Origin of the sequence: Sphingopyxis sp. H050, from assembly GCF_001468265.1 — a bacterium.
GTDB lineage: Bacteria > Pseudomonadota > Alphaproteobacteria > Sphingomonadales > Sphingomonadaceae > Sphingopyxis.
This window is the reverse complement of record NZ_LNRZ01000001.1, coordinates 491689-508824: the sequence shown is the minus strand read 5'-3', so window position 1 is coordinate 508824 and position 17136 is coordinate 491689. Positions and strand designations below refer to the sequence as shown.

Genomic DNA, 17136 nt, shown 5'->3' with positions numbered 1-17136 from the left:
ATAGAGATATTCGAGTCTAGCGATATGGGATCTCGCGAGATTCCAAACGCGAATACATTAGACAATGCGATATCCATTGTGCAAAGCACTTGATCGTCTTGGACATGGAGAAGGAAGGGAGAGACATCGTGAACACAGCTGTACGCGAAGAAAAAATCGTAGGCCGCGGGCTGACATCGCACACGCTCATTGCTGGCGATCCTGCCAATCCGGCGGTCCTGCTGCTGCATGGCGCCGGGCCCGGAGCGCACGCCGCGTCGAACTGGCTGCACCTCATGCCCGACCTGGCGGAGAATTTTTTCGTCGTCGCTCCGGATCTGATCGGCTTCGGGCAGTCGACGATCCCCGACCCCTCGCCGGACAATATCATGGGCTGGATCGGCACGCGCGTGGAACAATGCCTCGGGCTCATGGAGACCATGTCGATCGACGTCGCGCACGTCGTCGGAAATTCGATGGGCGGCGCGCTTACGCTGCAGCTTCTGAGCGAGGCCCCGGAGCGTTTCGGCAAGGTCGTATTGATGGGTTCCATCGGGGCTCCCGCTCCCCGGACGCCGGAACTCATCCGGTTTCTTTCATTCTATTCCGATCCCCGTCCGTCGCGGTATCGGCAGCTTATGCACAGTTTCGCCTATGATGCAGACAAGTTCGAGGGCATGGAGGAGATCGTCTCGTCGCGCTACAAGATTGCCACCGACCCGTCCGTCATGGCCGTCGCAGCGAAGATGATCGACTCGATGAAGGTTGGTATCGAAGCTCTGGCGATGCCGCCGTCGATCCTGAGCAAGCTTCCGCACGACGTGCTGATCTTCCACGGCAGGCAGGATCGCATCGTCCCCCTCGACACCAGCCTTTATCTGCTGGAACATCTGCAACACGCGGAACTTTATGTTCTCGACAGGTCCGGCCATTGGAGCCAGCTTGAGCGGTGGGACGTCATGCGGCCGATGATGGAACTTCACTTCGGCGCCAGGGACTGGGCAAAATCGGGCTGACGATTTGGGCCATCGTCTCGAATGAGCCGACGCCGTTTGCCGGGCGGCCACTCCCCCAAGTGACCGCCCGGCGGGGCTAAATCGGATAAACCAGGTAACGTGGCAGCACGGTCGTATCGAGCAGCGCCCGGCGGGAGAGGAGCCTAAGCTCTCCCGCCGCGGATTCGCGCACGACATCCTCGTACCTGCCCGTTGCCAGCACTTCCGATACGCCGCTATCTTCGGGCGTCATGAACACGCTGAAATTCGAACGTGCGTGCCAGGTCTGATCATCGATGCGCCCGGTCGCCACCCGCTGTACAAAGTGCCGCGTACGATAATCCTGGAAGGTTCCAGCCCAGATTTGCGTGATATAGGTAACCCGGTCGAGGAGCCGTGCGCGGCAATCGTCGTACATGAAACCGAGCGCAAGCCCCTGTTCCTCATTCTCGGCCGACAGGCAGATATAGGAGGCCGCATCTTCCTCGGCATAGTTGGACAACCAGCGCGCCATGTCCTTGCTGTCGAGGGCGTCTGCGTCGGACACGAGCAGAGCGTCGAGGGCGCGGTTCAGAGAATCTGGCGCGAGGCTCATGCCGCACGCCTCGCGAATCCCATGACCTCGCGATAATATTCCCAGCGCGGCAAGTTACCGCTCTCGTCATTCTGCAGGAATTCCTCCTCGATCGTCTCGGGATCTCGGACGCCTTTCTGGAAGACGGCTGCTCCCGGCGTATGATTTCCGATGTGAATGCGATGGAAGATCGACGCGTCTTCCATGCTGATGAGGCCGCTCGGCCCGAGGAGGTTGGAGCTTTGACGCAGCCGGTGACGCACCATTTCCTCGTCGTCATCGGCGTGCGCAAAATAGGCGTAGTGAACTTCCACACGCTCGTGATCGATGGGAGTCGCAAATCGCAGGTTGATGACATCGAGATGTTTCGTCGCGACGAACGTCGGAAAAAGGCTCACGATCCGCGACCCGACCGAGGGGTCCTGACCCTTGAACTCGATGATCGAGGGATCTTGCAGGATGGTGTCACCGCGGGCGACCGACAGCTCGGATTCGAATCCGATATGGCCTCGCTTTGTGCTGGTGAACTGCCGTCCCTTTCCGCCCTGCCAGTTCAGAAGGTTGAAGGCCTGATGGAGCAAGGGGGCGTGATACCCGTCATTGTCGGTATAAGACTTCCAGTTCGTATTGTAGCGAACCTTCTGATAGCCAAGCAGCTTCAGGCGTCCGTCGCCGCCAACAAGCTCCCGCAGCGTCTCCATCATCCCCCCGAGGCTTTCCACAAGGGGTTCGGTCCGCGCCGACATCGTGACGAATACGAGACCGTAGACGCTCTCCATTCTCGGCTGCGCGAGCGGATAGTCGGAGCGGTTGAATCCGGGCAGGAATTCGCGCTGGTTCGGACAACCGACCAGCTCCCCCTTCGTGCTGAACAGCCAGCGGTGATAGGGGCACTCAAATTCTGTCTTGTTCCCCATCGGCGCGGTCTCGAGCTGATTGCCCCGGTGGGAACACGCGTTGAAAAAGGCCCTTACGACCCCATCGTCGCCACGCGCGATCAGCAGCGGGACACCCGCGAGCCTGAAGGTCTTGAAATCGCCTGGCTCGGGAATCTCGCTCTCGTGACACACGGGGTGCCACTCCTCGCCATGAAAGATGCGACGCAATTCGACATCGTAAATGTCCTTGCGCGTGAAAGCTTCCTTGGGAATCTCGTTTATATTGTGCGGCCAGTCCAGCTCCACCTTTGTCATAACGCCGACTCCATTGCTGCGGGGCTGGCGCGCTCCGCTTCAAGCGCCCTGCCAAGGTCAGCCCACATCGTCCCCGACTGCCGCGCGCCGGCGAGAAAGGCCTCGGGAACGAGATGGTATGGTGGCCGGACGGGGCCGGCCTTCATCCAGCCTGCGGCGTCCATCCGCGCCTTCTCCAGCCCGATATTGTACGTCGAGAATTCCTTGAAACTTCCATTCGGAAATAGCGGGGCCGCGGTCGGCCCGAGGCGAGACTGGAGCGCCCGGGCAGCCGTCCAGTCACCGCTTGCCCTCGCTCCCGCGACGATGTCGCGCAAGGTGGTCGTCACGAGGGGATGGCACACCGCACCGCTCGACCAGAAGGCGTCGACATCGTCTGCCATCCTCGCCGCGGCATAATAGTCGAAATCGATCGGAAGCAGCTTGATCTTGTCCTTCACCGCGGCAAGATCGGCCAACAGGGTTCCGATCCCGATATATTTGGCCGTAACGACTTGCGGAATCTCGGCGACTTGCGCCCAGAAGGATCGCGGAAAGTCGAATTTGAACGCTTCAGGGTTCGCATAGACCGCGATGTTCATGCCGGGCACTGCCTCTGCGACGTCGCGGTAGAACTGGACTGCCACGTCGAGCGCAGGCGCACACCACATCGGGATGCCGAGCATCGTTCCATCCGCGCCGATCTCGAGTGCCTCGCGGGTCAGCGCGATCGTGTCGCGCGTGTTGAGACAGGTCGTCCCGACGAACACCGGTACGCGGCCTCGGGCGGCATCCACGATGGCACGCATATAGTCGAGCTTTTCGGCGTGGGTGAGCGTGGCTGCCTCGCCCAGCGTACCCATGCTCAAAATCCCGTCGATCCCGGCTTCTATCAGGCCATTCACAACGCGTGCGGCCTCGTCGAGGTCGACGGTCTGCGTGGCCCGCCAGTCCGACGCATCATCGGTTGCTGGCGTCGGTACGATCGCCCAAGCGCCCCTGATATCCCGCGGGTGGATTAGCCTGTCGCGCATTGTCCCTCTCCTTTGAAGCTCCGCAGAATCGCGGGCCCCATTTCATTGTTCATAGTGTAATGCTTTACCCCTTGTGTTTGCAAGCACCGAGATGGTAAGATTGGACCGATCGTCCGATGCCAAGATAAACACCTGAAACTATGTAACTAATTGCGATGCGGGAGAAATGATCCATGTATGGCGGCTCTAATCGTTTTGCTGGTCAAATCGCGGTGGTCACGGGAGGCGCGCAAGGGATCGGCCTCGCTGTCGCAACGCGGATGGCCCGCGAGGGGGCCTCTGTGACAATTGCCGACCGCGCCGAGGAGGCGACAAAAGGAGCGGTAGCGGAACTGCGGTCGCAGGGGCTGGACGCACGGGCCGAGTGCCATGATCTGGAAGGCCTTGAGGGAGCGCGAGCCCTTTATAACAATGTCATGAGCCGTCACGGCCGGGTCGATGTCGCCGTGCATAATGTCGGTGGCACGATTTGGGCGAAGCCATTCTGGGAATATTCCCCCAACGAGATCGAAGCGGAGATCAGACGGTCGCTCTGGCCGACCATATGGTGCTGTCACGCTGTCTTGCCGCACCTCATTTCCGCCGGGCAAGGCGCGATCGTGAATGTCGGATCGGTTGCGACGAGAGGCATCAACCGCCTGCCCTATGCCGCCGCGAAAGGGGGTGTCTCCGCGTTGACGGCGGCATTGGCACAGGATCTGGAAGATCGCCCGATCCGCGTGAATTGCGTGGCACCTGGCGGCGTGAATGTCGCGCGCGTAACGCCCCGCAACCCGGCACCGCCCACCGACGCGGACCGCGCGGGTTTCGACACCGTTGTCCGTCAGACGCTTCGCGACACGCCGATGGCGAGGTTCGGCGAGCCGGACGAGATCGCGTCCGCGATCTGCTTTCTTGCCGCGCCGGAGGCATCCTATATTACGGGGCAGACCTTGTATGTCGCAGGGGGCGGGATAGGCTGAGGTCGACGAGGCTCAGGCCGTCGCACGCTTCAATATCTCCCGCAGCGGTGTATCGACATCGGCAAGATGCGCCGCGTCGATCTGCGTTCTGCGCTCCACGAGGCGCTTTGCGATGCCCATGTCGGAGGGGCGGTTCGCGGTGAGTGCACCGGTCACGACGCCGTCCGACAGGAAGAATGCGGAGAAGGCGCCATCTTCCATCCTCCCGCGGAGTACCACCTGCTTTTCGGCATCGATCCGCCCTGTGCACTGAATATTGAGGTCATACTGATCGCTCCAGAACCAGCAGGGACGACAATATTCCACCGGCAGCCCGAGCATGCCCGACGCAGCCGCCGCCCCTTGCTCCGCTGCATTCTGGTAGGTTTCCAGACGAACGCGCCCGCCAAAGAAGTCAGGCTGCTCGGCGACATCTCCCGCGGCGAACACGTTGGGATTGCTGGCCCTGCACTGGGCATCGACGACGATCCCGTTGCCCACGGCAAGTCCGGCGCTCGCTGCCAGCTCGATCGCGGGCACGATTCCTATCCCTACGACGATGGCATCGCACGGCACCAGCTCGCCGTCGTCAAGCTCGACCGCATTGACCCTAACCCCGTCGCGGCGGAGCGCGGCAACCGACCTGCCGAACAGGGACCGAACACCCTGCGTACGATGATATTCTCCCAGCCACCCGCCGAAATGCTCGCCGATCGTGCGAACCATCGGGGCGGCAAACGGCTCGATGGCCGTGACCTCGCACCCGATGCGGCGCGCACTCGCCGCAACCTCGGCGCCAATCACCCCCATTCCGATCACGACTATCCGGGCGCCAGGCCGCAAATCTCCGGCCAGACGAAGCGCATCGTCATAGGTTCGCAAATGATGGACGTTGACAGCGTCCGCGCCGTCCAGCGGTAACCGTCTCGCGGCCCCGCCCGTCGCGAGCAATATCCGGTCCGCGTCGATGCGCTCGCCCGAAGCCAGCCCAATGGCCCCCGCGCTCAGGTCGATGGTGTCCGCTCGCACACCGAGGCGAAGCTCTATTCTGTTCGCTTCGTACCAGGCTTCATCATGGAGATAGAAGGTTTCCGGCGGCGCTCCGTCGTGCCACAGCAACTCTTTCGAGAGCGGCGGTCTTTCGTAAGGCCGCCACGGCTCGTCGCCGACGAGGTGTATCCGTCCGTCATATCCAGCGCCGCGGAGCGCTTCCGCTGCGCGCGCGCCGGCCATATTGGCGCCGACGATCGCAATATTTCTGATCATCTGCGCTCGCCCTACTGATCGAACATTCCAAGCTTGCCGTCCTGGAGATTGACGATAACCGACTTGGTCTGCGTGTAATGGTTCAGAACCTCGTGGCTGAACTCGCGGCCGAAGCCGCTTTGCTTATAGCCTCCGAGCGGCATGTTCGGCTTGAGATTATAATAGCGATTGATCCAGACGGTCCCGGTCTCCAGCTTTCGCGCGATGCGGTGCGCCCGCGCGATATCACGGGTCCAAACGCCACCGGCCAGGCCAAAACTGGTGTCGTTCGCGCGCGCCATCATTTCATCCTCGTCGCCCCAGCTCTGCACGGTGGTCACGGGACCGAATATCTCCTCTTGCGCGATGCGCATGTCGTTCGCGACCTTGGTGAAGATCGTCGGCTGCACATAGTGACCTTTTGCAAGACCAGGATCGGCTGACCGCGCTCCGCCGGCAAACACGGTTGCGCCTTCTTCCACGGCCAGCGCGAGATAGGATTCGACCTTCTCCATCTGCATTGCCGACGCCTGCGCTCCGAGCTGGGTCGCCGGATCCAAAGGGTCTCCCTGGCGGATGTTGCCGAGCGCAGCACGAAACTTCTCGAGAAATTCCTCCTCGATGGCCTCATGGAGGAAGAGCCGCGATCCGGCGAGGCACACTTCGCCCTTGTTCAGGACCGTGGACATGGTGGCGCTCTCGACAGCGGCGTCGATATCGGCGTCCGCACATATGATATGGGCCGACTTTCCGCCCAGCTCGAGCGTCTGCGGCACGATGTTGGCAGATGCATATTGGATCACGCGCCTTGCCGTCGCTACCGACCCCGTAAAGGCCACTTTACGCACATCCGGGTGGGTAACAAGGGCTTCCCCGACGTCGGCGCCATAGCCTGTCACGACATTGACCACGCCTGGGGGCAACAGATCTGCCATTTCCACGAAGAATTCGAGCACCGACAGACATACGGTCTCGGCCGGCTTCAAGACAATGGTGTTGCCGGCCGCGAGCGCGGGCGCCACCTTGCACGCCATCATCAGGAGCGGGACGTTCCAGGGAATGATCTGGGCGCAAACACCAAGCGGCTCCCGGTGTACGATCCCGATCGCATCGGGAAAGTCCAGCGTCTGGCCATGCAGGCCGTAGGCCGCGCCGGCAAAAAGCTCGAACTGGCCGATCGCATTGGGCATGTCGAAATACATCGACTCCCGGATCGGCTTGCCGTTGTTCAAGGTCTCGAGGATGGCATATTCCTCGTGCCGGGCCTTGAGCCGGCGAGCGATCTCGTAAAGCAAGTCCTGGCGCTCTGCCGCGGAACTTTGAGACCAGGCCGGAAATGCGGCTTTCGCCGCAGCGACCGCGAGCCCTATATCCTCTGCATTGCCGGCCTGGATCCGCGTCAAGGTTTCCCCTGTCGCAGGATTCAAGAGCGCGATCGTCTTTCCGCTCGAGCCTGCGATCCACTCGCCGCCGATCAGGTGGCCATATTCGCTCCGGATGCCATAATTGCTCTCCACGGGTTTCAGCGATGCAGACATGTCAACTCTCCAGGATTAATCCACGACTTCGATCGTCAGCCGTCCCAGTGGATAGAGGCGGCACGCGAGGGCAATTCCGGCGGCCAGGTCCGAGTCCGACACATGGGCCTTGCTCATCTTGCCGAGGCGATGCGGTCCGCGAAGCACGCGGACCTTGCAGATACCGCATCCGCCTCCGCGGCATCCCACCCCGATATCGCTTGCTCCGCTCCGTTCCATCGCGACCAGAACGCGCTCGCCGTCAGGGCAGGAGAAAGCGCTCCCGCCGTGAATCTCCACCATATGCGCGAGACTCATGGTCCCGGTCCCAGCTCGCGCGCGCGGCGTGCGGCGATCGACTGACCTGCGACTGCAAAATGCGCGGGCGGTATCTCCCGCAGGATGACCCGCACCGACTCGACAGGGGCGCCGATGGCCGTCACGGCCGCAGCGGTCAGCTCGGCGATGAGCGCCTCCTTCGCCTCGGGCGTCCGCCCCTCGAGCAAGGTGACCTCGATGATCGGCATCAGGCTTGCACCCTGAGCGCTACGGACCCGAGATTTTCGATCGTCGTACGTATTGCTTGACCCCCATGGAGGGCCGGAGCGGCGGTGATGCCGCCCGCGAGAACGATGTCGCCTTCCTCGATGCGTCCGCCGCCCTGCGAAACCATTGCCGCGGCCGCCACGAGGGATCGAAGCGGGTGACCGAGGATCGCGGCGCTCGAACCCACTTCCGTTACCGCGCCGTCAACTTCCAGGATCACCCCGAGATTGGAGAGATCCTGCGAGGGATCGTTCCATCCGCCGATCACGAAGCCCGAGGATGAACTGTTGTCGGCGATCACATCGGGCAAGGCGAACTTGAAGTCTTCATACCGGCTGTCGATCACTTCCATGGCCGGCGCCACCGCCGCCACGGCGGCGAGCGCCTCGACCATCGTGACCCGCCCGGCCAGCGGAGCGCCCATCAGAAACGCGATTTCCGGTTCGATTCGGGGATGGATGAAGTTCGCGAGGGAGAGGCTTCCGCCTTCGTCCAGCATCATCGCGTCGGTGAGCCGACCCCACGCCATCTGGTCTACTCCGACCTGCCGCATTTTCGCACGGCTGGTCAGTCCCATCTTGATGCCGACCAGTCGCTCGCCGCGATCGAGGCGACGATCGATCGATAGCTTCTGGATCGCGTAGGCATCCTCTACCGTGAGGTCGGGACGCGCATGGGTAAGCTGCGGGACGGCCCTGGCGCCGACCGCGGCCTGATCGAGCGTCTCTGCAAAATCTGCCAGCCAGTTCATCGCGTCGCTGCCTGTCCGCTGCGCCCCACAAGATCGAGGGCCACGTCGACGATCATGTCCTCCTGGCCGCCGACCATTCGCCGCCGCCCCAGCTCGACAAGTATGGCCCTGGTATCGAGGCCATATTGATCGGCCGCCTTTTCCGCATGGCGGAGGAAGCTCGAGTAAACGCCCGCATAGCCAAGGCTCAGTGTTTCGCGATCCACGCGAACTGGCCGGTCCTGCAGTGGTCGGACCAGGTCTTCTGCGGCATCCATGAGCGCCATCACGTCGCAGCCGTGCTGCCAACCTTTCCGATCGGCGGCCGCGATGAAGACTTCGAGCGGCGCGTTACCAGCACCCGCTCCCATTCCGGCCAGGCTGGCGTCGATCCGTATCGCGCCCGCCTGGGCGGCGGCGATGGAATTCGCGACGCCCAACGAAAGATTGTGGTGAGCGTGCATGCCGCGCTGGGTCTCGGGCTTCAGCACGCGATCATAGGCCTCGAGCCGCGCGCGCACTCCGTCCATGTCGAGCGCGCCCCCGCTGTCGGTAACATATACGCAGTGCGCACCGTAGCTTTCCATGAGAAGGGCCTGCGCAGCGAGCGCGTCAGGCTCGATCATATGGCTCATCATGAGGAAGCCCGAGACATCCATGCCGAGGTCCCTGGCAATCCCAATGTGCTGCTTCGCGACATCGGCTTCGGTGCAGTGGGTTGCGACGCGAACCGACCGAACTCCGATGCTGTGCGCCCGCCTCAGTTCCTCGACCGTTCCTATGCCGGGAACCAGCAACGTCGTGAGAACGGCATTTTTGATCACGTCCGCAGCCGCCTCGATCCATTCCCAGTCGGTATGCGCGCCGAACCCATAGTTGAAGGACGTCCCGTTCAGGCCGTCGCCATGCGATACCTCGATCGCATCGACGCCGGCGTCATCGAGCGCCTTCGCGATCATCCGGACGCTGTCGGTCCCGTACATATGCAGGATCGCATGCATTCCGTCTCTGAGCGTGACATCCTGGATGTAGAGCGGTTGGGTAACGGGATCGAAAGTCATGCCGCCGCGCTCCCCGCATGCTGCACCATCACCTCGGCAGCCGCCTTTGCGGCGGAGGTCATGATGTCGAGATTGCCTGCATATTTGGGCAGATAGTCGCCGGCGCCTTCGACCTCCAGGAAGACGCTTGTCTTCAGCCCTTCGAATTCGCCGTAGCCCGGAATTCTCAGGGGGCGGTTCGACCCGAACCGCTCGAACTGAACATCTTGCTTCAGCCTGTAGCCCGGGACGTAGCGCTGGACCTGCGCCACCATCTCCTCGACCGCACTGCGAACCAGCCCTTCGTCAACGATATCGGTCAGCGTGAACACCGTGTCGCGCATGATCATCGGCGGTTCGGCAGGGTTCAGAATGATGATCGCCCGCCCCTTTGCGGCACCCCCGACAACCTCCAGGCCCTTCGCCGTCGTCCGTGTAAACTCGTCGATGTTGGCCCGCGTGCCAGGCCCGGCGGACCGCGACGAAACCGAGGCGACGATCTCCGCATAATGAACCGGGGCCACGCGCGATACCGCCGCGACGATCGGGATTGTCGCCTGCCCGCCGCAAGTCACCATGTTGATATTGCGCGCGCCCGAGGAAACGGAGGCGTTGACGGGCGGCACCGTGAACGGCCCCAGCGCGGCCGGGGTGAGATCGACGACGAGCTTGCCGTCCTCCGCCAGCGCTTTCGCGTGCTCGATATGCGCATAGGCGGAGGTTGCGTCGAACACGAGGCCAATTTCGCCATATACGTCGAGCGCCTGAAGGCCGGCCATACCTTCATGCGTCGTCGTTACGCCGCGCTCCCTTGCCATCGCCAAGCCTTCTGACGCCGGGTCGATACCGATCATCGCGGAGAGTTCCAGCTCACTGGAGCCCTTGAGAATCTTGATCATGAGATCGGTACCGATGTTCCCGGACCCGATTATCGCGCATTTGGTCTTTTGCATGTCATTCTTCCCTTCGGAACTTCCGCAACGGCTCGCGACGTCTCAGCCGGCGAAAGCCGCCTTGACGCTACCGAGCCCGTTGATTCTCGCTTCGATCACATCGCCGGCCGCCGCTGCCGCCATGGGACCGAGCGCGCCGGACAGGAGAACATCGCCCGCGACGAGCGGTCGGCCCTCTCTCGCCATTACCTGCGCAAGCCAGAGCGAGGCGCTGATCGGACTGCCGAGGCAGGCTATCCCGGCTCCGACCGAAATCGGCTCCCCGCGGCACTCCATCACCATGCCGCAGGTCCTGAGGTCCAGGCCCTCGAGCTTGCGAGGCACCGCACCGAGGACGAAGAGGCCGCTCGACGCATTGTCCGCAACGGTGTCCCAGATTCTGATGTCCCAGTTGGCGATGCGGCTATCGACGATCTCGATGGCCGGCACGACATATTCGATGGCGCGTATCAGTTCCGCAGTCGTGAGGTCCGGATAGGGGAGATCGCGCCCGATGATGATCGCGACTTCCGCCTCGACTTTTGGCTGGATGACCCGATCGAGGGCTACCGGCTCTCCTTCGGGCACATCCATGTCAGCGAATAGCATCCCGTAGTCGGGCTGATCGACGCCAAGCTGTGCTTGAACGGCACGGGAGGTAAGGCCGATCTTTCGGCCCACGAGCCGCCGACCCGATTCAAGCGCATTCTTGGTATTGGCCTCCTGGATCGCGTAGGCGGCCGCCACCCCCCCATCGGAAATCCGATCGCGGAGAGGGCGCACCGGAGTCCGCGTTTCTGCCGCGACTCTGAGTTCGGCCGCGATCTGTTCGATGATCTGCTGGTCGAGTTGTTCCTGATCGGGCATGGTCAAACCTTCACGCAGATATTTTCGAGTTCGGTATAGAATTCGAGGCTGTGCTGCCCGCCTTCACGGCCGATCCCGGATTGGCCCGCTCCACCGAACGCCGTCCGCAGATCACGTAAGAACCAGCAGTTCACCCAGCAAATGCCGACCGACATGGCGGCCGCGACGCGGTGCGCGCGAGACAGGTTCTGGGTCCAGATCGTCGCACACAGGCCATAGCTGGTGTCATTTGCGAGAGCGACGGCTTCGTCTTCGCTGTCGAACGGGATCACACCGCAGCATGGTCCGAATATTTCCTCGCGCATAACGGCCGCGTCGTGGGGCAGCCCCGTCCAAATTGTCGGCTCGATCCAGAAGCCCCCGGACGCGGCCGGATCGACTTGCGGTATACCGCCCCCCGTGATCAACGTGGCCCCTTCCGCCAGCGCCCGCTCGTAATAGCCGAGCACCTTTTGGCGATGCTCTTCGCTGATCAAGGGACCGACATATTGGGGATCATTGACGTCGCCCGGCCTGAGCGCTTGGGCAGCGGCGGCGAGCCTCGCTACAAAGGGCTCGAATATGGAGCGCTCGACGTAGATGCGCTCCGTCCCGAGGCAGACCTGCCCGGTGTTGAGAAACGCCGCTCGCGACACCCCTTCGACCGCCTTGTCCAGATCGGCATCGGCAAAAATCACCGCAGGATTCTTACCGCCCAGTTCGAAGCTGATATCGCGAACCCCCACGGCCGCCTGCTTCATGATCGCCTCGCCCGTACCTGTCTCCCCCGTGAAGGTGATGGCATCGACACCTGGATGGGAGGTCAGGAACTCCCCGGCCGCATCCGGGCCGAACCCGTGTACAACATTGTACACGCCCGCAGGCATACCCACCGCGTCCATCACCTCGCCCAGCAGCGCGGCGGTCCGGGGCGTCTCCTCCGAAGGTTTGACGACCACCGTGTTACCGCAAGCAAGCGCCGGTCCTACCTTCCAGGTCATGAGCAAAAGCGGAAAGTTCCATGGGCAAACGACGGCCACGACGCCTTTCGGCTTGCGGACAGAATAATTGAGCGCGCCCGCCCCGTCGGGGGTCGGGGTGGAGAACGTCTCGGTGGGAAGGGTCGAGACGACGTCCGCGAACATCCGGAAATTCGACGCGCCCCGCGGAATGTCGATATGCGAAGCGACGTGACGCGGCTTGCCGGTATCGGCGACCTCGGCGGCCAGAAAGTCCTCCGCCCTGCGCTCGATCTCGTCGGCGACCGCGGCAATGAGTCGGACGCGTTCAGCCGTCGTCATCTTGCCCCAGGGGCCGGTCAGCGCGCGCCGGGCTGCCCCGACAGCGCGATCGACATCCGCTCGCGTCGCCTCGTGGACGCGCCCCGTTTCGAGGCCGCTTGCAGGATCGATGTTGGCAAAGGTGGCGCCTGCGCTGCCCTTTTCGAAACGGCCATCGATATAATTTAGAATATGGCGTGCAATCTCCAATCCGCCTGCCGCGTCCGTAGCCTCGAGCCGCCTTGCCTGTTCCATTTAAAACTCCCTCGCCCCGATCGCAGCGGCAGCCGCATTGGCGCAGGCGACGTCGACTTCCTCGCTGCCGCCCGAAACGCCAATTCCCCCAACACATTCTCCGTCGAAGACGACCGGGACGCCTCCCCCGAACATCACGACACGGGGCTGGTGCGCGATACCTTCGCAAAGCGCAGCCGATCCCGACACCAGATCGTAAACTTCGGCAGTAGGAACCTTGAAACTTGCAGCGGTGAACGCCTTGTCCTGCGCAATCTTCTCGGAGTGGAACGGTGCCGCGCCTCCCCGCAGGAACGCGACCAACTCACCGGAAGCCCCGACGACCGCGGCGACTACCGGCGTACCGTTCGCGGCGCCGTGTCCGACAGCTGCCGCAACGGCCTGCACGGCAGCTTGATGCGTTATGGTTCGATAGTTCTCAACCATGGCGGCGGTGTCATGTATTGACCGTCATGAACCGGTCGTTCAGCGCCTTCTCATAGTAGAAGATCGCCTTGCCGGCCTGATCGACCCCCCATGTCCTTCGCGGATTGTCCGGATAATAATCGTAGCCGCCGGAGAAGGTTTCGTTCCGGTTGCCGGACGGATCGAAGAAGTAGATGGTCTGCCCGCGCGTGATCCCGTGTCGAGTCGGACCGATGTCGAGAGAGATGTCATATCGGCTGATGATATCCGCCGCATTGCCGACATCGTTCCACGATTCCAGACGGAACGAGGTGTGGTGAATTTTCGCGTCCTCGGGACCAGCAAGAAAGGCGATATCATGCGCCTTGTTGCTACAGCTCAGGAATATGCCAAGGCGCGCGCCGCTCTCCTCGTCAACCAGTTCCTCGGTGACGGAGAAATCCAGAGCATCCACGAAGATGCGCGCCGAACCGGCAACATCGATGCCATTGAGCGCGGAGTGATCATAACGCATCGCCCGCATGCCCCGCGGTTCGCTGCGCCAGACGTCCGGATTTTTCACCGGCGGACCATCCGCCGAAAGCTCCATTTCGGCATAGAGGTCGAAAATGTGACCCGTCGGAACTGCAAACCGCAGCTTGCGGCCGACGCCCGGGTCCTCACCCGCCGCGATCCAGTCGGTAGCGACGCCGCCAGCTGCGAGGCGCTCCGCGAAATGATCCAGATCCTTCTCGCTGCACACCTTGAAGCCTATCCTGTCGAGGCCGGGCATGTCGGCTTCGCGCAAAATGATGCTGTGGCGATCAAATTCGTCGAAGCCGCGAAAGAACGCGCGGTCGCCTGACCGCCCGACCAACTCCAACCCGATGCGATCGCGATAATGGAGGGTCGCCTCGTCGAGATCGAGGACGCGCATCTGGACATAGCCCGGACGCATGACGCCTGTAACTGCCATTATGACTCTCCCAGAGTTTTTACCATTTCAGCCCATGTTTGAAGAACTCGGACACTGCCCGATTGAAGCTGGCCATGCGCTCGATCTGAACCCAATGGCCGCATTCGCCGAAGAAGCGGACGTCCGAATGTTCGATGAGGTTGCCGAGGCGCAGGGAAACTTCCTGCGGGATCACCTGGTCTGCCTTGCCGTGAAGAATGAGGACCTCGTGCGGCAACGCCGCGATATCTTCCTCGCGGCTCGCCAGCATATTGATCCCCGCCTGCCGATCCGGCCCCCCGAACGTGGCGCGATATGGCTCGTGCGCGCCGGGCCGAATGCTGGCCTGATATCTGGAATCGATCAGGTCGTCGGTCAGGCGGCTTTGATCCCAAGCGAGCATCTTGAGCGATGCGTGCATCGCCTCGCGCGAAGGCTCGTAACCCCAGACGAAGTCGAGAGCCGGCGTCAGCGGGAACTCGAGCCCGGCGGCGCCCATAAGAACCGCCCGGTGCACCCGGTCGGGATGTGCGATCATGAAGGCGAGCGTGACGCCGCCGCCGAAAGAATTGCCGACCATCGAGACCCGTTCGAGACCGAGCTCATCCAGCAGGCGCACCAACTGGTCCGTCCACACCCGCTTGTCGGTGATCGCGCCAATGGAATCGCTGTAACCGAAGCCCAGCATGTCGGGCGCGATGACCCGGAACTCTTCGGCGAACACCGGCATATTGAGCCGCCAGTTTGCCCACGACGTCACGCCGGGCCCCGACCCGTGAACGAGCAAGATGGGATCGCCCGACCCGATATCGTGATAATTTGTGGTCACTCCGTCGAACGTCGTCGACTTGCCGATTTCCGGGCGATCCTGGATCGTTTCGGAGGTCATGCCTCAACCTCCATCGCATGGAAACACGTGCAAATGGCATTGGTCGCTTCGAGCATCCTCACCCTCCGTTCCGTCCGTTGAATATCGGCCGTCTGTAATGAAATTGTTGCACCATGAGAAACGCGTTTGCAACAGGTAAATGGGAACATGCCGCCGAATTCACAGAAGTCCCTCGGCCCGAAGAGCTTCGCTCACGCCCTTTTCGGCGGCAATGCGCTCCCGGAAGCGACTGAGCGAAGGGAAAGCGGCCAGTTCGATGCCGCAGAGCGGCGCCCATCCCAAGATGCAGAAGAGATAGGCGTCGGCCACTGTGAAGGTCTGTCCGAAGCAATAGCTTCTCTCGTGGAGACAGGCCTCCAGCGCTTCGAGATGGCGCAGCACTTCGGCTCGTGCCGCTGCCTTGGCAGCTTGCGGAGCCCCCTTTGAAAAAAGGGGCACGAAGCTCTTGTGAATCTCCGAAGAGATGAAACCGAGTAGGTCCGTGAACAAATATCTTTCGAAGGATCCTGCGGGCGGCGCAAGCCCTGACCCGGGCGCGAGATCGGCGACATAAAGCAGGATAGCCAGAGTCTCGGTGAGAACCTCTCCCGAGGCGAGGCGGAGCGCGGGTATTTTTCCGGACCGCTTGATATCACGGAAATCCAGCCCGTCTTCCGTGAGGCGCGTGGCCATATCGACTCTCGTCAGGGAGAAGGCCTTGCCGGTGCGCGCGAGCGCGATGTGAGGGGCCAAGGAACAGAGCCCGGGCGCGTAGAATAGCTGCATTCGTAACTCCGCGACTTCAAGGGCGGATCAAGTCCGGTGGCGGCCAGCCAGCCGGGTCAGTTGTCGATTCCGGAGAAGCCTTTCCCCGCTGCCAGGACACCGCAGGTCCGCATTGCGCTGAGCATCATCGCGGGATCTGCCTTCCCGGTTCCCACGATGTCGTAGGCCGTCCCGTGCGCAACCGACATGTGGAGATAGGGTGGCCCCATCATGATGACGCAATTCCCGGAAAAGCCCCACGTCTTCACGGCAATATGGCCCTGGTCGTGAAACATCGCGAGCACCAGATCGTAACGACCCTCTATGCACTGGCGAAACACTGTATCCGGAGCCGACGGCCCTTCGACGTTGATCCCGCGCTGCCGCGCGCGCGCAACGCCCGGGGCGATGGCACGCACCTCCTCCTCGCCGGTCGCGTGCGGATTGAGCCCTGCCACGACGATGCGAGGATCGTTGACACCCCAGCTTCGCATTGCCGCGTCGATTTGCTGCAGGGCTCCATCGATAAGGTCGGGTGTGATGAGATCGCAGACTGTGCGGATCGACATGTGGTCCGTCAGGTGGGCAACGCGCAACGGCCCGGTGAGCAAAAGCAGGTAGCTTTCGCCCGGGGTCGGGCTGATGACCATATCGAGCTTGCCGGCCAGCTTGAGCGAGCCGGTGCTGATCGGCCCCATTACCGTCCCGGCAAAATGTCCGTCGCGGGCCAGCGCGTCGAGCTCGGCGAGCCACTGAGCGGTTGCCAGGCCAGACGCGAGGGTATCTTCTGCAAAAGGGAGATCGGCCGCATCAAGTGCGCCGGTGTCGAGGACGTCGATGATCGCAGGATCGTCGCTCGGCGCGTCGAACGAGCGCAAGACCCGGACGCGCGCCGCGACGCCCGTCACTTCCAGCGCGCGTTCGATGGACGCCGCCGAGCCGACCAGCATGGGTATCGAAACCTCGTGCACCCGCCCCGTCGCCCACGCACGCACGACCACCTCGGGACCGATACCGGCGGGTTCGCCGACCATCGTCCCGATACAGGGCCTGCCACCTGTCCCGGACGTCACCGCCG

The 17136-nt window shown here is 62.4% G+C and carries 19 protein-coding genes; 2 read left to right on the top strand and 17 right to left on the bottom strand.

Translation table 11 applies throughout. The features are described 5' to 3' along the window. Positions 1 to 89: 89 nt before the first annotated feature. Positions 90 to 995: an alpha/beta fold hydrolase gene (locus ATE67_RS02275; RefSeq protein ID WP_231728013.1), complete on the top strand. Its 906-nt coding sequence runs from the start codon at positions 90 to 92 to the stop codon at positions 993 to 995. A 76-nt stretch (positions 996 to 1071) separates the two neighbouring features. Here ATE67_RS02275 and ATE67_RS02270 read toward each other — a convergent pair whose 3' ends face one another. The 3 genes from ATE67_RS02270 to ATE67_RS02260 are packed head-to-tail and all read right to left on the bottom strand — an operon-like array spanning position 1072 to position 3754. Further along, entirely contained in the window at positions 1072 to 1569 is a 498-nt protein-coding gene (locus ATE67_RS02270) for an aromatic-ring-hydroxylating dioxygenase subunit beta (protein WP_058807231.1), read from the bottom strand. After that, on the bottom strand, positions 1566 to 2741 hold the full coding sequence (locus tag ATE67_RS02265; protein WP_058807230.1) for an aromatic ring-hydroxylating oxygenase subunit alpha: 1176 nt from the start codon (positions 2739 to 2741) through the stop codon (positions 1566 to 1568). The genes ATE67_RS02270 and ATE67_RS02265 overlap by 4 nt, the downstream gene beginning before the upstream one ends. Further along, positions 2738 to 3754: a dihydrodipicolinate synthase family protein gene (locus tag ATE67_RS02260; protein WP_058815043.1), complete on the bottom strand. Its 1017-nt coding sequence runs from the start codon at positions 3752 to 3754 to the stop codon at positions 2738 to 2740. Before ATE67_RS02260 ends, ATE67_RS02265 begins: the two co-directional genes overlap by 4 nt. A 173-nt stretch (positions 3755 to 3927) precedes the next feature. Between ATE67_RS02260 and ATE67_RS02255 the strand changes: the two genes are divergently transcribed. Then, complete coding sequence (locus ATE67_RS02255; RefSeq protein ID WP_058815042.1) at positions 3928 to 4716, top strand: 1,6-dihydroxycyclohexa-2,4-diene-1-carboxylate dehydrogenase; 789 nt, start codon at positions 3928 to 3930, stop codon at positions 4714 to 4716. Positions 4717 to 4728: 12 nt separating this feature from the next. Here ATE67_RS02255 and ATE67_RS02250 read toward each other — a convergent pair whose 3' ends face one another. The 14 genes from ATE67_RS02250 to ATE67_RS02185 form a co-directional block, all read right to left on the bottom strand. After that, entirely contained in the window at positions 4729 to 5961 is a 1233-nt protein-coding gene (locus tag ATE67_RS02250; RefSeq protein ID WP_231728012.1) for an NAD(P)/FAD-dependent oxidoreductase, read from the bottom strand. Between the two features lie 11 nt (positions 5962 to 5972). Next, the gene (locus ATE67_RS02245; RefSeq protein WP_058807227.1) at positions 5973 to 7478 is read right to left on the bottom strand and encodes an aldehyde dehydrogenase family protein; all 1506 of its coding nucleotides are present in this window, start codon (positions 7476 to 7478) and stop codon (positions 5973 to 5975) included. A 15-nt stretch (positions 7479 to 7493) separates the two neighbouring features. Further along, positions 7494 to 7775 carry a 2Fe-2S iron-sulfur cluster-binding protein gene (locus tag ATE67_RS02240; RefSeq protein WP_058807226.1) on the bottom strand — a complete coding sequence of 94 codons (282 nt, stop codon included), beginning with the start codon at positions 7773 to 7775 and terminating at the stop codon, positions 7494 to 7496. Then, positions 7772 to 7984, bottom strand: a complete 213-nt coding sequence (locus ATE67_RS02235; RefSeq protein ID WP_058807225.1) for a 2-hydroxymuconate tautomerase — start codon at positions 7982 to 7984, stop codon at positions 7772 to 7774. Before ATE67_RS02235 ends, ATE67_RS02240 begins: the two co-directional genes overlap by 4 nt. Then, positions 7984 to 8754 carry a 2-keto-4-pentenoate hydratase gene (locus ATE67_RS02230; protein ID WP_058815041.1) on the bottom strand — a complete coding sequence of 257 codons (771 nt, stop codon included), beginning with the start codon at positions 8752 to 8754 and terminating at the stop codon, positions 7984 to 7986. Before ATE67_RS02230 ends, ATE67_RS02235 begins: the two co-directional genes overlap by 1 nt. Beyond that, the gene (gene dmpG / locus ATE67_RS02225; RefSeq protein WP_058807223.1) at positions 8751 to 9794 is read right to left on the bottom strand and encodes a 4-hydroxy-2-oxovalerate aldolase; all 1044 of its coding nucleotides are present in this window, start codon (positions 9792 to 9794) and stop codon (positions 8751 to 8753) included. The genes ATE67_RS02230 and dmpG overlap by 4 nt, the downstream gene beginning before the upstream one ends. Continuing rightward, a complete protein-coding gene (locus tag ATE67_RS02220; RefSeq protein WP_058815040.1) occupies positions 9791 to 10726 on the bottom strand; it encodes an acetaldehyde dehydrogenase (acetylating) in 936 nt (311 codons plus the stop codon). The genes dmpG and ATE67_RS02220 overlap by 4 nt, the downstream gene beginning before the upstream one ends. A 42-nt stretch (positions 10727 to 10768) precedes the next feature. Beyond that, positions 10769 to 11572, bottom strand: coding sequence for a 2-keto-4-pentenoate hydratase (locus tag ATE67_RS02215; RefSeq protein ID WP_058807221.1), 804 nt, complete (start codon positions 11570 to 11572; stop codon positions 10769 to 10771). A gap of 2 nt (positions 11573 to 11574) precedes the next feature. Beyond that, positions 11575 to 13086 carry a 2-hydroxymuconic semialdehyde dehydrogenase gene (locus ATE67_RS02210; protein ID WP_082660145.1) on the bottom strand — a complete coding sequence of 504 codons (1512 nt, stop codon included), beginning with the start codon at positions 13084 to 13086 and terminating at the stop codon, positions 11575 to 11577. Next, positions 13087 to 13512 (bottom strand): GlcG/HbpS family heme-binding protein, encoded by a 426-nt coding sequence (locus ATE67_RS02205; protein WP_058815039.1) that lies wholly within the window; start codon positions 13510 to 13512, stop codon positions 13087 to 13089. It lies immediately after the preceding gene. Between the two features lie 10 nt (positions 13513 to 13522). Continuing rightward, on the bottom strand, positions 13523 to 14428 hold the full coding sequence (locus ATE67_RS02200; protein ID WP_269433426.1) for a catechol 2,3-dioxygenase: 906 nt from the start codon (positions 14426 to 14428) through the stop codon (positions 13523 to 13525). A 37-nt stretch (positions 14429 to 14465) separates the two neighbouring features. After that, the gene (locus ATE67_RS02195; RefSeq protein WP_058807218.1) at positions 14466 to 15314 is read right to left on the bottom strand and encodes an alpha/beta fold hydrolase; all 849 of its coding nucleotides are present in this window, start codon (positions 15312 to 15314) and stop codon (positions 14466 to 14468) included. Positions 15315 to 15473: 159 nt separating this feature from the next. Continuing rightward, on the bottom strand, positions 15474 to 16079 hold the full coding sequence (locus ATE67_RS02190) for a glutathione binding-like protein (protein ID WP_058815037.1): 606 nt from the start codon (positions 16077 to 16079) through the stop codon (positions 15474 to 15476). Between the two features lie 56 nt (positions 16080 to 16135). Then, positions 16136 to 17092 carry a PdxA family dehydrogenase gene (locus tag ATE67_RS02185; protein WP_156416860.1) on the bottom strand — a complete coding sequence of 319 codons (957 nt, stop codon included), beginning with the start codon at positions 17090 to 17092 and terminating at the stop codon, positions 16136 to 16138. Positions 17093 to 17136: the final 44 nt, after the last annotated feature.

Excerpts from the sequence above, each read along its gene's own strand:
- ATE67_RS02270 (WP_058807231.1), bottom strand. The coding sequence starts at position 1,569 with ATGAGCCTCGCGCCAGATTCTCTGAACCGCGCCCTCGACGCTCTGCTC.
- ATE67_RS02265 (WP_058807230.1), bottom strand. The coding sequence starts at position 2,741 with ATGACAAAGGTGGAGCTGGACTGGCCGCACAATATAAACGAGATTCCC.
- ATE67_RS02260 (WP_058815043.1), bottom strand. The coding sequence starts at position 3,754 with ATGCGCGACAGGCTAATCCACCCGCGGGATATCAGGGGCGCTTGGGCG.
- ATE67_RS02255 (WP_058815042.1), top strand. The coding sequence starts at position 3,928 with ATGTATGGCGGCTCTAATCGTTTTGCTGGTCAAATCGCGGTGGTCACG.
- ATE67_RS02250 (WP_231728012.1), bottom strand. The coding sequence starts at position 5,961 with ATGATCAGAAATATTGCGATCGTCGGCGCCAATATGGCCGGCGCGCGC.
- ATE67_RS02245 (WP_058807227.1), bottom strand. The coding sequence starts at position 7,478 with ATGTCTGCATCGCTGAAACCCGTGGAGAGCAATTATGGCATCCGGAGC.
- ATE67_RS02240 (WP_058807226.1), bottom strand. The coding sequence starts at position 7,775 with ATGAGTCTCGCGCATATGGTGGAGATTCACGGCGGGAGCGCTTTCTCC.
- ATE67_RS02235 (WP_058807225.1), bottom strand. The coding sequence starts at position 7,984 with ATGCCGATCATCGAGGTCACCTTGCTCGAGGGGCGGACGCCCGAGGCG.
- ATE67_RS02230 (WP_058815041.1), bottom strand. The coding sequence starts at position 8,754 with ATGAACTGGCTGGCAGATTTTGCAGAGACGCTCGATCAGGCCGCGGTC.
- dmpG (WP_058807223.1), bottom strand. The coding sequence starts at position 9,794 with ATGACTTTCGATCCCGTTACCCAACCGCTCTACATCCAGGATGTCACG.
- ATE67_RS02220 (WP_058815040.1), bottom strand. The coding sequence starts at position 10,726 with ATGCAAAAGACCAAATGCGCGATAATCGGGTCCGGGAACATCGGTACC.
- ATE67_RS02215 (WP_058807221.1), bottom strand. The coding sequence starts at position 11,572 with ATGCCCGATCAGGAACAACTCGACCAGCAGATCATCGAACAGATCGCG.
- ATE67_RS02210 (WP_082660145.1), bottom strand. The coding sequence starts at position 13,086 with ATGGAACAGGCAAGGCGGCTCGAGGCTACGGACGCGGCAGGCGGATTG.
- ATE67_RS02205 (WP_058815039.1), bottom strand. The coding sequence starts at position 13,512 with ATGGTTGAGAACTATCGAACCATAACGCATCAAGCTGCCGTGCAGGCC.
- ATE67_RS02200 (WP_269433426.1), bottom strand. The coding sequence starts at position 14,428 with ATGCGTCCGGGCTATGTCCAGATGCGCGTCCTCGATCTCGACGAGGCG.
- ATE67_RS02195 (WP_058807218.1), bottom strand. The coding sequence starts at position 15,314 with ATGACCTCCGAAACGATCCAGGATCGCCCGGAAATCGGCAAGTCGACG.
- ATE67_RS02190 (WP_058815037.1), bottom strand. The coding sequence starts at position 16,079 with ATGCAGCTATTCTACGCGCCCGGGCTCTGTTCCTTGGCCCCTCACATC.
- ATE67_RS02185 (WP_156416860.1), bottom strand. The coding sequence starts at position 17,092 with ATGGTCGGCGAACCCGCCGGTATCGGTCCCGAGGTGGTCGTGCGTGCG.